14 protein-coding genes and 1 tRNA gene are annotated in these 12,578 nt (G+C 58.3%); 5 read left to right on the forward strand and 10 right to left on the reverse strand.

Annotation, left to right across the window (positions count from 1 at the left end; all coding sequences use genetic code 11):
* Window positions 1-85: 85 nt before the first annotated feature.
* The 6 genes from MHX53_RS00850 to MHX53_RS00875 all read right to left on the reverse strand — a co-directional run bounded on the left by MHX53_RS00850 (window position 86) and on the right by MHX53_RS00875 (window position 5,709).
* Window positions 86-916: an amino acid ABC transporter ATP-binding protein gene (locus MHX53_RS00850; RefSeq protein WP_239270906.1), complete on the reverse strand. Its 831-nt coding sequence runs from the start codon at window positions 914-916 to the stop codon at window positions 86-88.
* Window positions 913-1,707 carry an amino acid ABC transporter permease gene (locus MHX53_RS00855; protein ID WP_102238999.1) on the reverse strand — a complete coding sequence of 265 codons (795 nt, stop codon included), beginning with the start codon at window positions 1,705-1,707 and terminating at the stop codon, window positions 913-915. Before MHX53_RS00855 ends, MHX53_RS00850 begins: the two co-directional genes overlap by 4 nt.
* Before the next feature lie 95 nt (window positions 1,708-1,802).
* Window positions 1,803-2,621, reverse strand: a complete 819-nt coding sequence (locus tag MHX53_RS00860; RefSeq protein WP_204514971.1) for an ABC transporter substrate-binding protein — start codon at window positions 2,619-2,621, stop codon at window positions 1,803-1,805.
* A gap of 135 nt (window positions 2,622-2,756) precedes the next feature.
* Window positions 2,757-3,407, reverse strand: a complete 651-nt coding sequence (locus MHX53_RS00865) for an LUD domain-containing protein (RefSeq protein WP_239270907.1) — start codon at window positions 3,405-3,407, stop codon at window positions 2,757-2,759.
* Window positions 3,404-4,909: a LutB/LldF family L-lactate oxidation iron-sulfur protein gene (locus tag MHX53_RS00870; protein ID WP_239270908.1), complete on the reverse strand. Its 1,506-nt coding sequence runs from the start codon at window positions 4,907-4,909 to the stop codon at window positions 3,404-3,406. Before MHX53_RS00870 ends, MHX53_RS00865 begins: the two co-directional genes overlap by 4 nt.
* Entirely contained in the window at window positions 4,906-5,709 is an 804-nt protein-coding gene (locus tag MHX53_RS00875; RefSeq protein WP_204514968.1) for a (Fe-S)-binding protein, read from the reverse strand. The genes MHX53_RS00870 and MHX53_RS00875 overlap by 4 nt, the downstream gene beginning before the upstream one ends.
* A gap of 109 nt (window positions 5,710-5,818) precedes the next feature.
* Here MHX53_RS00875 and MHX53_RS00880 point away from each other — a divergent pair, with 109 nt between their 5' ends.
* On the forward strand, window positions 5,819-6,448 hold the full coding sequence (locus MHX53_RS00880) for a YitT family protein (RefSeq protein WP_338028620.1): 630 nt from the start codon (window positions 5,819-5,821) through the stop codon (window positions 6,446-6,448).
* A 1-nt stretch (window position 6,449) separates the two neighbouring features.
* On the opposite strand, the gene MHX53_RS00885 is transcribed toward MHX53_RS00880, so the two are convergent.
* From MHX53_RS00885 to MHX53_RS00895, 3 genes are all read right to left on the reverse strand, one after another.
* Window positions 6,450-7,448 (reverse strand): inorganic phosphate transporter, encoded by a 999-nt coding sequence (locus MHX53_RS00885; protein WP_239270909.1) that lies wholly within the window; start codon window positions 7,446-7,448, stop codon window positions 6,450-6,452.
* A 75-nt stretch (window positions 7,449-7,523) separates the two neighbouring features.
* Window positions 7,524-8,144 (reverse strand): DUF47 domain-containing protein, encoded by a 621-nt coding sequence (locus tag MHX53_RS00890; protein WP_102239005.1) that lies wholly within the window; start codon window positions 8,142-8,144, stop codon window positions 7,524-7,526.
* A gap of 190 nt (window positions 8,145-8,334) precedes the next feature.
* Entirely contained in the window at window positions 8,335-8,907 is a 573-nt protein-coding gene (locus MHX53_RS00895) for a hypothetical protein (RefSeq protein ID WP_239270910.1), read from the reverse strand.
* A gap of 240 nt (window positions 8,908-9,147) precedes the next feature.
* Between MHX53_RS00895 and MHX53_RS00900 the strand changes: the two genes are divergently transcribed.
* From MHX53_RS00900 to MHX53_RS00915, 4 genes are all read left to right on the forward strand, one after another.
* Window positions 9,148-10,107 carry a hypothetical protein gene (locus tag MHX53_RS00900; protein ID WP_204514964.1) on the forward strand — a complete coding sequence of 320 codons (960 nt, stop codon included), beginning with the start codon at window positions 9,148-9,150 and terminating at the stop codon, window positions 10,105-10,107.
* A gap of 35 nt (window positions 10,108-10,142) precedes the next feature.
* Window positions 10,143-11,288 carry a winged helix DNA-binding domain-containing protein gene (locus tag MHX53_RS00905; RefSeq protein WP_239270911.1) on the forward strand — a complete coding sequence of 382 codons (1,146 nt, stop codon included), beginning with the start codon at window positions 10,143-10,145 and terminating at the stop codon, window positions 11,286-11,288.
* 107 nt (window positions 11,289-11,395) lie between these two features.
* Window positions 11,396-11,818 (forward strand): DUF2871 domain-containing protein, encoded by a 423-nt coding sequence (locus tag MHX53_RS00910; RefSeq protein ID WP_204514962.1) that lies wholly within the window; start codon window positions 11,396-11,398, stop codon window positions 11,816-11,818.
* A gap of 161 nt (window positions 11,819-11,979) precedes the next feature.
* Window positions 11,980-12,052, forward strand: a tRNA-Lys gene (locus MHX53_RS00915).
* A gap of 32 nt (window positions 12,053-12,084) precedes the next feature.
* Here MHX53_RS00915 and MHX53_RS00920 read toward each other — a convergent pair.
* Window positions 12,085-12,402, reverse strand: a complete 318-nt coding sequence (locus MHX53_RS00920) for a hypothetical protein (RefSeq protein WP_239270912.1) — start codon at window positions 12,400-12,402, stop codon at window positions 12,085-12,087.
* Window positions 12,403-12,578 lie beyond the last annotated feature (176 nt).

The following is a 12,578-nucleotide window of genomic DNA, read 5'->3' on the forward strand; positions in this document are numbered from 1 at the left end:
ACGAAACAACCTTACTCCCACACGCGACGCAAAGCGGCCCCCTCCCATACGGGCGAGGGCCACAACAGTCACACCGGTAACCTGCTCAGTCGTTGTCGATTTCCCCGTGGTCGGAAACGCGAGCCAAGAACGACTTGGTGCGTTCGTGCTGGGGGTTGGCCAACACCTCGGACGGGGGCCCTTGCTCAACCACAACCCCACCGTCCATGAAGACCACCTTGTCAGCGACCTCGCGCGCAAACTCCATTTCGTGTGTGACCACAACCATGGTCATGCCTGCCGCGGCCAGTTCGCGCATCACTCGCAAAACGCCACCCACGGTTTCCGGGTCCAGCGCCGAGGTGGGCTCGTCAAACAGGATCAGGTCCGGATCCATGGAGAGCGACCGGGCAATGGCCACGCGCTGTTGCTGACCGCCCGACAGTTGGTCAGGGTGGCGGTCGGCAAGGTGGTCGAGGCGCACGTGTTTGAGGTTGCGCATTGCGACTTCCTTGGCCCGTGCTGGGTCGCGTTTGAGGACTTTCACCTGCCCAACTACGCAGTTTTCAAGCGCTGTCATCTGCGGGAACAGGTTAAACCCTTGGAACACCATGCCCACGTGGCGACGCATTTTGTTGAGGTCAGTTTCGGGGTCAGTGGCGACGAATCCGGCCACTTCGATGGTCCCTGAATTAGATGTCTCTAGCACGTTGATGCAACGCAACAGGGTCGACTTACCGGATCCAGACGGGCCGATCAGGCACACAACTTCGCCGGGTTTGACCTCGAAGTTGATTCCTTTGAGCACCTCCACGTTTCCGTAGCTCTTGTGAAGGTCAGTGATCTTCACGCCCTTGACGTTACTGGCAGTGTCAGCGACGTCAGTCGCGGCCGTGCTGCCAGAGGTGCTGGGGGCTGTGGAGTCTGCGTCAGTCATGCTTTCCTCTCCTTTGCCTGGCGCGATTCAAACCGGCGTGCGAGCCATCCCAGTGGCAGGGTGATCACTAGGTAACAAGCACCGGCCACAACAAGTGGCGTGAGGCCAGCTTCGGGTGCAGTAATTGCGTTCTTTCCGAACAGTGCGAGTTCGTATTGAGACGCGGACAAGCCCAACAGGTAAATCAGGGACGAGTCCTTGGTCATGATGATGATTTCGTTGGTCAGCGGGGGCAAGATGATGCGCATGGCCTGCGGAACCACGATTGTGAACATGGCCCGTGAGTGGCTCATGCCCAGTGACCGAGCAGCCTCGTACTGGCCCTTTGGAACTGCCTGCAGGCCCGCACGCAAGGTTTCGGCAATGTAGGCCGACTCCACGATTCCTAACGCCAGCATCACCGTGACGTACGTGTTGAGGTTGATCGAAAACGCGGCGGGGATTCCAAAACCGAAGGCGACAAAAACCAGAAGTGCGGGGACACCTCGGAAGAACTCAATGTAAGCGGTGGCAATCCACCGGTACGGTGCCACGGACGAAATCTTCATGAGCGCCAGGATGTTACCCAGGAACATCGCAAAGACGAACCCTAGCGCCGTATAGATGATGGTGTTTTTCAGTGCCGTGGTGATAACGAGGGGAAACTGCTGCGCGATGATCTTGGGGTTGAAGAATTTATCCGCGATATTTGCCCAGTCGATTGCGATTGCCAGAATGATGACTGCTACAACGAGTATTGCGTACTGGATCCCCAGTGACATCTTGGCGCGCTGTTGCATAGTGAGGGCCATGAAAGAGCTCCTGAGCGTTGGTTGTTGTGTGTGTAGGTGACACCGAACTCAAGGCGACCGCGTCACATTGCTGTGACGCGGTCGCGCTTTAGTATTTACTTGCTTGATTTGGCTTTTTCTGGATCAACGCGTGCTGCGTCGGCGACAGTTCCGAACCACTCATCAACCAGCTTGTCGTATGAGCCATCCTCGAACATCTCTTCAAGCATGCCGTTGAACTCATCAAGCATCTTGGTGTTGCCCTTCTTGACCGCTGCACCGAGAACTTCGCCAGTTTCGTACTCCTCAACCATTGCTAGCGAGTCATCGGCTTTGGTTGCCGCGTAAATGATGGAGACGTTTGCAACAGCGGCATCGATCTTACGAGCCTGCATGGCTTGGGTGAGCATTCCGCCAGTCTCAAACTGAACGGTGGAAAGCCCGTGCTCCTTTGCGTAGGACTCTCCAGTGGTTGCTGCCTGTGCACCGACCTTCTTGTCTTTCACGTCATCGAGCGACTTGATGCCGGAGTCCTTGGCTGCCAAGAGTGCGAGATTGTCTTTGAGGTACATCATGGAGAAGTCCATCTTGGTCTTGCGCTCTTCTGTGATCGAAAGACCAGAGAGGACGATGTCGCACTGTCCTGTATCAAGTGCGGTACCCGTCTGGATGCCCTCGAATTGCGAGGTAATCACGTCAAGTTCAACGTCAAGGCGTTCCGCGAGCTTCTTTGACAAGTCGATGTCAAAACCAACAGTTTCGCCGTCTTTGACGTACTCAAAAGGTTCGTAGGGGATGTCCGAACACAGCGTGAGCTTGCCGTCCTTCACGAGTTCGACTCCGCTTTCGGTGGTACCGCCTCCGCCACCTGAACAAGCGGAAAGTGCGAGTACTGATGACGCAATAAGAGCGACCGTACTAAAGAAACGTTTCACAGATCCTCCTGGGGGTGAGGCGCACGTACACTGCGCTTTTCAGCAATGTGATCGCAATCACATTGCTGAAAAGCATACAGTGCTCTGTGTCACATTTTTGTGGTCGTTATAGATTTTTTATGAAGAACGTGCTCGCTAGTCTTCGAGGAATACCACGTTCAGTGTGCGCGGTCCGTGGACACCCTTGACGCGTTCAAGCTCAATATCCACCGTGGCCGACGGCCCCGAAACCCACGTCTGCACAGCCGTGTCGAGGTCACGTTCAACCAGAACTTCAACAGCCTGCGGCACACTTTCGACAATGTCCGAAATCTTGACGACAACCACGTGGTGGTCCGGAACGAGCGTGATAGCCCGGCGCCCTGTGGCAGCTCCGGCCAGGCAGATGGTGCCGGTCTCCGCGATCGAAACGGTCGACCCGGTCACCACCGCATCAACGGTGTCCAGCTGGTCCACGCTTAGTGGTTCTTCCACCGAGTCCGCGTGGAACTGTGCCGTCGAGGCAGCCGTCCAGTCTTCTGGGAGGTCGTGCGGGATGACCACTGTTTGCGCGTCGCCCAACAGCTCCGCCACAACCTTGCCAACCGTGCCTGGGTTTGCGTTTGTGACGGTGGCGTCGTAGTCCACCAGGCGGTCGGTGAGAAGGTCCACCAACGCCGAGGTCGTCTCCGCCTTCAGCGGATCCGCCGGCTTCGCTGAAGGCAACGTAGGAGAGGCCGGGGGTGCCGTCTGAGGTGAGCGACCCAAGGCGTCGTAGATCCGGTTGAGAATTAGTTCGCGACTCATGCGTCACCTCGGTTCTTGCGCCACCACGAACGGAACGATTCGCGTGGGGGAGCGGGAATAGTGCGGGTGTTTGTCCAGGCCCCTGCAATTCCAGGGAGTGACTTAAAGCCGTCACGCCCCACGAGCGCGGCCAGTGGAAGGGCTGATTCGGCGGCGCTCATGCGACGACCGTCAGACATGACCCAGGACGCCACTTTAAGCGCCGCGTTGAGCTGGGACGGTGAGGAGTTCTTCTCAGAATCCTGCGCGCGCAAACGCACAAGCATTTCTGGGATGTTGATCTTGACGGGGCACGCGTCATAGCACGCGCCACACAAACTGGAAGCATACGGAAGGGAACCGTTTTCGCCTTCTTCCACGCCGGTCAGAAGCGGGGACAAGATCGCGCCAATTGGGCCGGGGTACACCGAACCATAAGCGTGCCCACCAGTACGTTCATACACCGGGCACACGTTCATGCACGCAGAACAGCGAATGCAGTGAAGCGCCTGCTTGCCGTGTTCGTCGGCAAGTGCGCGGGTACGGCCGTTGTCCAGGAGTACCACGTGGAAGTTTTGTGGCCCGTCACCTTCTGTGACACCGGTCCAGAACGACGAGTACGGGTTCATGCGCTCGCCCGACGATGAGCGCGGGAGAAGCTGCATGAACGTACCCAAGTCAGAGAAACGAGGCAGAATTTTCTCGATTCCCATGACGGAAATGAGAGTTTCGGGCAAGGTCACGCACATGCGACCGTTACCTTCAGATTCGATGATCGACAGCGTTCCCGTTTCAGCGATACCGAAGTTTGCGCCAGAAATGGCGACCTTGGTGCTAAGGAATTTTTCACGCAAGTGAACGCGTGCTGCACGTGTCAGGTCTTTAGGATCGTTGGTGAGGCTTTCGTCTGCCGATTCCATGCCGCGAATGAAAATGTCGCGGATCTCGTTGCGGTTGCGGTGGATAGCGGGAACAAGAATGTGGCTTGGGCGGTCATTACCCAACTGCACAATCAGTTCTGCCAAGTCAGTTTCCAGCGCGTCGATTCCGCGCGATTCCAGGTGCTCATTCAGCCCGATTTCCTGAGTGGCCATGGACTTCACCTTGATGACCTCACGCCTACCGGACGGAAGAACGGGGGCGTGTTCGCGGGCGAGTTTCTCAACGATCGCATTGGCTTCGCCAGCATCAGCGGCCCAGTGGACGTGGCCACCACGCTGCTTCACCGCTTCTTCGAACTGAACGAGCAGTTCCGGCAGGTGCTCCATGACATACGTCTTGACGTCGTGGCCCTGGGTTCGCAGGTCCTCCCAGTGAGGCATCTCTGCAACGCGTTCCGCACGCTTGGTGCGGATCGTCGTGGTGGCTTTAGACAGGTTCGACCGAAGCTGAACGTTACTCATTTCGTGTTCAGCCAGTGTGGGGAACGGGGTTTTCTCCACAATGTTTCCCGTTCCGGGCACAGCGCGCGATAGACGCGGGTTAGTGGTTCGACGGCGTGGAATTCCTAGAAACGTGCTCATCGGACTGATCCTCCCGTCAGCGTGAGGGGTCGTTCTTTTGTCGATGCCAAAATACGAGCCAAGTGAACAGTAGGCGGGATGTGCGCATCTTGCGGTTTAAGTTCGCGTGTGCGGGACAATCCACCACCGATGTGCATGAGGCAACTGGCGTCACCACCGGTACACACGTCGGCGCCCGTGTTGATGAGCGCATCGACCTTGTCGCCCAACATTGCTGAGCTGACCTGCGGGTTCTTTACTGAGAAGGTTCCGCCAAACCCGCAGCATGTATCCCAGTTAGAAGGCGAAACGACTGTGGTGCCTTCTACAGTCTCCAGCAGTTTTTTCTGGCGGTCGCCCAGCCGCAAAAGACGCATTCCGTGGCACGACGGGTGGTACGCAACGGTGTGCGGGAAGTAGCTCCCCAGTTGTTCGGCCGCGTTGTCGATCTTGGCAATGTCCGTTAAGAACTGAGCCAGCTCAAAGGTGCGCGAAGCAACCTGGGCGGCGCGCTCTTCTAGATCGTGGTCTCCAACGTGCTGAGCGATCATGCCGTGCTGGTGCGACAGTGAAGCCACACACGAACCTGACGGGGCTACGGCGTAGTCAAAACTCGCGTCTTCAAAAGCGTTGACGTGATTGCGTACAACCGGTGCTGCTTGGTCAAATTTTCCAGAGTTGATGTGCATCTGACCGCAACACACCTGCCCCTGCGGGAACGTGACCGTGTGGCCCAAACGCTCCAGGATCTCGACGGTGTCGCGCGCGACTTCGGGGTACATCGCGTCGACAATACACGTGGCAAACAGTGCAATGCGCATGCCTCCACTTTATATGTACACGGGCCAGTTCCCGTATGGATCAGGAACCTTTCTTGGAGTGTTGCGCACGTGTGCTCACTCTGTGAGAAGATCGATCGCGGAGGTAGCGGTGGCAGAATCAGTGGCACAGAACGAAGCAGAAAAACTTAAGCTCAAGCACTCGTGGGCCGAAGACCTCATGGGGCTCATCACGGGATGTTTTGTCGCATCCATGGGGCTCTTCTTCCTGAAAACCGCGGGAGCTGTAACAGGTGGGACCGCAGGGTTATCGCTGTTGGTCAGCTACCTGGTGCCCCTTCCTGTCGCCTGGCTGTTCCCGTTGGTCAACGTTCCCTTCTTCATCTTGGCGATTTGGAAAAAGGGGTGGAACTTCACGATCCGCACCATCTTGTGCGTGGTTGCCGTAGGTGTCCTCACCGACTTCCACCTGCTGGTGATGAACGTACACGTTCACCCCGTTTACGGCGTAATCTGCGGAAACCTGCTAGCAGGTGTGGGGCTGCTCATTCTGTTTAGGCACAAAGCCAGCCTGGGCGGCGTCAACATCCTGGCGCTCATTGTGCAAGAACGCGCCGGCATCAGTGCAGGGTATTTCCAAATGTCCTTTGACGTACTCATTGTGTTGGCGTCGCTCTTCGTGACCCCGTGGTACATCGTTTTGCTGTCAGCTGGTGGCGCGGTCATCCTCAACCTGGTCCTGGCGTTTAACCACCGACCAGGGCGCTACATGGGTTTCTGAGCTACGTCAGCATGAGGAGAGGCAGCGTGAACAACGCAGCCACACACGAAGCCGCTGGAATGCCCAAAATCCAGGCCGCTAACACCTTCAGTAACGGGCGCACGCGAATGTCCTGACGTCTCCGCGCGGTTCCTAAGTTAGAAGCGACGACCACAAAACTCATCGACGCAGGAATACGGAAAACGAAAGCTGCCAAACCAAGGAAAATAGCGGACGTCGCGTTCGAAATAACCGACGTCACCGGATCCAACCGCACCATCGACACTGACACCGTGCGAGCTACCCGCCAGCCAGAAAACCACGTGCCTGAGGCCAAAGCCACAGCCGTCAACACGATGAGGACCCATGGACGACCGCCCATAACGACCTCGGCGCCGGGATGCACACCCGACACCCACACAAGCCCCATGACAGCGCCAACCTTTTGCGCATCCTGGGACCCGTGAGCCAACGACAGCCCAGCCACCATGACACTATTCATCTGGCGGCAACGCTTGAACAACGGCTTGGGCGGATAACTGGCCACCACGCGCAGGACAATGCGGGTGAGGACGATCGAGGCGAAAAGAGCCGCGATTGGCATGATGAAGATTGAAGCGATGGTTTCGTCGAACATGATGGACGGGCGGTCGTCCCACCCGACAACCAGCCACGCGCCAACCAAACCACCCATGAGAACGTGAGTCGAAGCGATCGGAACGGCCATGAAATACGTGGCGACGTTCACTAACAGGGCTCCTGCCAGACCCCCGCCCAAAACTGCTAACAGCTGGGTGCTGGAGTGGTGGAAGTTTGCGACCTCGGTGGCAATTACGGTGGCGATTCCTTGGCCCAAAAGCGCGCCAACAAAGTTGAAGCCCGTTGCCATGGCCAGTGCAACACGTGGATTTAAACCGTGCGTGGCCACGACGTTTCCCACGGTGATACCGGCGTCATGGAAACCGTTAAAAAACGCGAACGAAATGCCCAAGAGCAGGACGCACAGAGTTGCTAGATCCATGGGGCCTCGCTGATGGGTGGTGCTGACAAGAGTGGTGCCGACGAGAGTGGTGCGAAGGTCAAAGCTTGTGCGCCCCTAGGACTCGTCCAAAGCGATTTCCGCGACCACCGCAGCGACCGACTTATACCCGTCGGAGGCACGAATGAACGCGGCACCTAAAGAGGTGGCGGCTGCCAAGAACGTCAGGCCCACGCGCGCGCCAGGAACGACGTCGGTCACCTGCTGTTGCAACGTGACGGCCCGCAAGTGAAGCGTTTCGATGGTGTCGACGTACTCCCACTGATCGGGTTTGGCGCGTAGGCGCTGGGTCATGCGTAACGTGTTGTCAGCCTGGTTGGACAGTAGGGCCAGCATTTCGAGGACGCCCACGGGGAGTTCGTCGAAGGCAGAAGAAGTCATGGCGAAGCCGACCGCGTCCTGCCGGTGAACAACGTCGCGCAACGCTTCAGATAACCGGTAAATGAGCCGGCGGTCGAACCGTGTCAGGTAGTTTTCGCGGAGCTGACGCTTGACGGCGCCGGCGTGGTCGTCTGCCGCCTGGGTGAGTTCGTTCATGCGGCTCAGAGCCTCACGCCGCTTGCCCGCGGGAATGCCGGACAGTTCAGCCAGCGCTAGATTTCCGTCGCGTACAGTGACCGCTATCTTGTGTAGCAGCTCGTAAATAGCATCATCATTTGATAAACGACGAAGACTCATGGCGACCTCTGGCTTATATCGATACGACGGGTGCCGATCCGAGAGCGCCTCTCGGCGAAAGGCCGCTCGTAGCGGCAAAAGTTGGAGCCCGGGGCTTCAGCGGACCGGCACCCGCGACCATTGTAACGAACCCGAGGCGGGGGCTGGCTTTGGTGGGGTGGGGCGGCTCTGGCCGGACAGGCCGCGCCCGCTATGCCAGGTTGCCCTCGCGATACAGGCGAGCGGACGCACGCAGGTCCTCACCCATGCGGTGGAACTCGGCAAGGCCGGGGCCGTCTTCGGTGGCACGACCTCGGGCAGCGACAAACACAAACGCGGCGGCCCGGTCGCATGCGTGGGAAAAGTCACCGTGGAATGCACCGGAGAGGATCTCCCTAGCCATCGTCGCAACCTCACGCGGACCCGGCGGGTCAGCGACACCGGCGACGACCTCGGCGGGGGACGTTGACCGACCAGCAGAAAACCAGCCGGATGCCTCGTCCGGCCGGCGCGTGATCCAACTGTGCAGCGCGTACAGGCGATACAGCGCGCCGGGGAGAGACACGGCAGGGGCGCTGCTCCACAGTTCGGCGAGCGTTTCGAGCCCGAACTCCTGCTCTAAAGCAACGAAGCGGTCGGTGGCGGCCTGATCGCGGGGGACGGACGGGTCGTGGATGAGAAGGTGCGCGAGGTTGTGCGCGGCTTCGGCTTTTTGGGCGGGGCCCGGGGCCTCAGAGTACCCGTCAAGGTCTGCGCGCATGACTGGCTTGTGAAAATCTCCCACCCGCCCAGTGTAGGACGAGGTGGGGAGCAGGTTTGGGTGGGTGTGTGGCCGGTGAGGCGGTGGGTGCTTGGTGCGATCAGTGACGGACGGCAGGGAAGGCAGTTTCGCCACCCGTGGAATAAATGTGCATGCGTGCGTGTTTTGTCATGGTTGCCTCAAGTGGTGACCTGGATGTTCAGGACACATTCACCAACGATCCGTAAGCTTCTTAACGAACACGCATTCGCGGGAAGGAATGGAATGGCAAACTCACGCGTCACTCACGGTGCAGGCAAACTTGCCGACAAACTCGTTCAAAAGGACGGAACGGTCAACCCCATGGCTGCCAAGGCCATTAGCAAACTGTTGAGCGTTCAGCGTCCCATTGTTTTGGCCTACGTCCGTAGCGTCCGTCGCCGTCACCCCCACGCGACTCCGGCTCAGATGGCCGACATTTTGGCTGACCACTACAAGAACCTGGTGACAGGTGGGGGTGCCGCCACAGGTGCAACTGCCGTGATCCCAGGGCTGGGAACAGGCGCGGCACTAGGTGTCGCGGCCATTGAAACAGGTGCGTTCTTGGAAGGTTCCGCGCTGTACGCCCAGTCGATTGCAGAGCTTCACAACCTGCCGGTCGAAGATCCAGCTCGTGCGAATGCGCTGATTATGGGCCTCATGCTGGGGAACGACGGTAAGGACATGGTCAAGAAGGTCGCTGCGCAAGCGCAGGGCGAGGACGTTCCGCGCCGGGACGCCGCGTGGGGCGCCATGATCACCAAGCAGATCCCTACGCAGATGGTGGACATGCTCACCAAGCAGATGCGGAAGGCCATGTTTAAGCGTTACGCGCGGAGGTCTGCTGGGTCGCTGATTGGGCGGATTCTGCCGTTTGGGATCGGTGCCGTGGTTGGGGCCGCGGTTAACCGGAAGATGGCGGGCATTGTGATTGAAAACGCGCAGCACGCGTTTGGGCCTGCACCTGCAGTGTTTGAACCTGAATTGGAGCCAAAAGTGAGTAGCCCAAAGCGCGACACGGACATCATGGGTGGGTTGAAGCAACTGCTGAAGGTCACCAAAAAGAAGAAGGACGGCCAGGGCGACGTTATTGAGGGCGAGGTCGTAGACGGGGCTGCTTCGTCGTCTGGTTCGTCCGCGTCTGACGATGAACCGCAGGTGCGCGATGACACTCCGCGCACGTACCGCCCGGACGCTCGGTTGTAGTCTGTGCCGTTGTCGTTGGATCGGTTGTAGTCGCCATGGTCGATAAGCCGTTGGTGCGCGCCCGCCTGGTGGCGCAGGGTATGTGCCCTGCGCCGGGCGGGCGTCGTTCGTCATTTGAGACTCCCGAGGCGGTAGCGACCGGGCTCGGGGCCCTCCAGGGGCAGGATTTGCCGGGGGCTTTGTCGTCGGTGGCGTTGCGTGTGATGCATGCGGGGTCCGGCGTTGAGGCGAGTGTGGCACTTGAGAGGACCCGCGAAGCGTTTTCACGTGGCCGGTTGGTGCGTGGGTACCCCATGAGGGGGACGGTATTCGTGACCTCTGCTGAGGACCTGTGGTGGATGACTGAGCTGTGCGCGGGCCCAGCGGTGAAGCAGGCGCGCAAGAACAGTCCGCGGTTGGGAATTGAGGACGAACACTTTTCTGTGGCGCGAGGCGTTCTTGAACGTGAGTGCGCGGGACCGGAAGGCGCGACGCGTGCGCAGGTGTTTGAGGCGTGGGCGGCTGCGGGCGTGCCTACGGAAGGCGGGTGTTCGTATCACTTGCTCAAGCATTTTCTGTCAACGATGTTCGTGACGTATGGGCCGTTAACCGAGGACGGTCCGGTGGAGAACCGTGTGGTTTTGTCGAGTGAGTGGTTGCCGGATGGTAGCCGCTTGGCTGTTGCGTTTAATGACGACCGGCAGGCTGCCACGGCTGAGCTTTTGCGTCGTTATGTGTTGTCGCGCGGGCCGGTCACATTGCGTGATTTTCAGTGGTGGACCAAGCTTCCGTTGACGCTGATTCGTGCGGCCGCGCGCGATATTGAGTCTTCTGTGGAGGAGTGGGGGACTGATGAGTCAGGGGATGCGCTTCTGTGTGCCCCGGACCTTCCCGAGGTGGTTGCCCAGGTGGGGCGTGTGACGGACCGCCCGCAGTTGTTACCGCCGTTTGACGAGATGATCTTGGGGTATCCCGACCGCACGTACATCGTTCCAGCTGAACATCACGCAACATTGGTGCCTGGAAATAACGGTGTTTTCCGGTCAGCTGTTGTGGCTGGAAGCCAGGTGGTTGGTTATTGGCGTCGCAAGGGGCAGAAGGGCAAGCGGTCGTTGGTGCTTGAGCCTTTTGGAGTCATGTCTGAAGCGCGAGAGAACAAGGTGCGCGCAGTGTTTGAGCAGTACCCGCACGCGAACGCGTAATCAACCGAAAGGTTGATGCCATGTTCAACCAGTTGGGTGCTGTATGTGGGGCCGGTTTCTGGCTGAATAGAGATAACGGAAATTATCTTTAGTGAGTGGGGAACAAAATGAGGAAGTTGTATTACGCGGCTCTGACGTACTTGATTCTTGGACTGGCTTCCGGTGTGTTTTATCGCGAGTACACCAAGATTGTTGGGTTTGAGCAGGGGCAGTACACCCAGTTGAGTACTCTGCACACTCACTTGTTGGCGCTTGGTTTCCTTTTCATGCTGATTGTTCTGGTGTTGGACAAGGTGTTTGACCTGTCGTCATCGACGACGTTTTCTACCTTCTTCTGGACGTACAACGCGGGCATGGCGGTGACCATCACCATGATGGTGGTACACGGCATCATGGCTTTGGGTGGTTCAAGCAGCAATGGCATGACGGCTGGAATAGCTGGGCTGGGTCACATCTTGTTGACGTTCGGCCTGGTGAGCTTGATGATGTCGCTGGGCGGACGTGTGAAGGAAGTCGCAGCGCGTAAATAAGTTGGCTTTTGCGTGATGGGAAGTCACGCTGTTGTTTGCCCGGTGGTGCTGGTTTAGTGTCGCCGGGCGAACGTTTTGGTGCGGGTGTGGCACGAGTTTTGGCAAGAGCTTTTGGCAAGGAGAGGCAAAACCCGTACACTATAGGAGCGTTTAAAACGCGTGGGCCTCTAGCTCAGTTGGTAGAGCAACGGACTTTTAATCCGTGGGTCGTGGGTTCGATCCCCACGGGGCCCACTTTTGTGATCAGTCGGGACATAGTTGACACTTTACGCCGCAGGGTTAGAGCGTTGTTCTAGCTTTGTGGCGTTTGTGTTTGGGTGGGTGTTCTTGATCAGGTTGGGTTGGTAACGACGGCCTGTGTCGATGTTGTGTTCGGCGATGATTTCTCCGGTTTCTGTGTTGGTTGTTAGTGCGTGGTTGCCGGTGATGACGGTGAGTGTGCGTGTGCCTGTGTGGGCGCGGCCGATGCCGAGGTATTTCATTTGTCCGGCGAATCGAAGTGTGATGCGGGCTGCTTGGCTGACGCTCATGTGTTGTTCGGTCACGGCTTTGACGATTGCGAGGTTGGGGTTGTTGTAGCTCATGGCTCATTGTCGCTGGCCGTGTGTGTCAACGATGTCGCGACTGATGTGTCAACTATCACCACTGGTGCGGGAGTGGGGTGGAAGTGTCAACGATGTCCTGACTGATGTGTCAACTGTCTTGGACAAAACTGCTGGGTGTTGGTGTCAACTATGTCCTGACGCAGGACACCACGGGG

Origin of the sequence: Brevibacterium sp. ACRRH (assembly GCF_022346365.1) — a bacterium.
GTDB classification, from domain to species: Bacteria; Actinomycetota; Actinomycetes; order Actinomycetales; family Brevibacteriaceae; genus Brevibacterium; species Brevibacterium paucivorans.

Excerpts from the sequence above, each read along its gene's own strand:
- MHX53_RS00850 (WP_239270906.1), bottom strand. The coding sequence starts at position 916 with ATGACTGACGCAGACTCCACAGCCCCCAGCACCTCTGGCAGCACGGCC.
- MHX53_RS00855 (WP_102238999.1), bottom strand. The coding sequence starts at position 1,707 with ATGGCCCTCACTATGCAACAGCGCGCCAAGATGTCACTGGGGATCCAG.
- MHX53_RS00865 (WP_239270907.1), bottom strand. The coding sequence starts at position 3,407 with ATGAGTCGCGAACTAATTCTCAACCGGATCTACGACGCCTTGGGTCGC.
- MHX53_RS00870 (WP_239270908.1), bottom strand. The coding sequence starts at position 4,909 with ATGAGCACGTTTCTAGGAATTCCACGCCGTCGAACCACTAACCCGCGT.
- MHX53_RS00875 (WP_204514968.1), bottom strand. The coding sequence starts at position 5,709 with ATGCGCATTGCACTGTTTGCCACGTGTATTGTCGACGCGATGTACCCC.
- MHX53_RS00885 (WP_239270909.1), bottom strand. The coding sequence starts at position 7,448 with ATGGATCTAGCAACTCTGTGCGTCCTGCTCTTGGGCATTTCGTTCGCG.
- MHX53_RS00890 (WP_102239005.1), bottom strand. The coding sequence starts at position 8,144 with ATGAGTCTTCGTCGTTTATCAAATGATGATGCTATTTACGAGCTGCTA.
- MHX53_RS00900 (WP_204514964.1), top strand. The coding sequence starts at position 9,148 with ATGGCAAACTCACGCGTCACTCACGGTGCAGGCAAACTTGCCGACAAA.
- MHX53_RS00905 (WP_239270911.1), top strand. The coding sequence starts at position 10,143 with ATGGTCGATAAGCCGTTGGTGCGCGCCCGCCTGGTGGCGCAGGGTATG.
- MHX53_RS00910 (WP_204514962.1), top strand. The coding sequence starts at position 11,396 with ATGAGGAAGTTGTATTACGCGGCTCTGACGTACTTGATTCTTGGACTG.
- MHX53_RS00920 (WP_239270912.1), bottom strand. The coding sequence starts at position 12,402 with ATGAGCTACAACAACCCCAACCTCGCAATCGTCAAAGCCGTGACCGAA.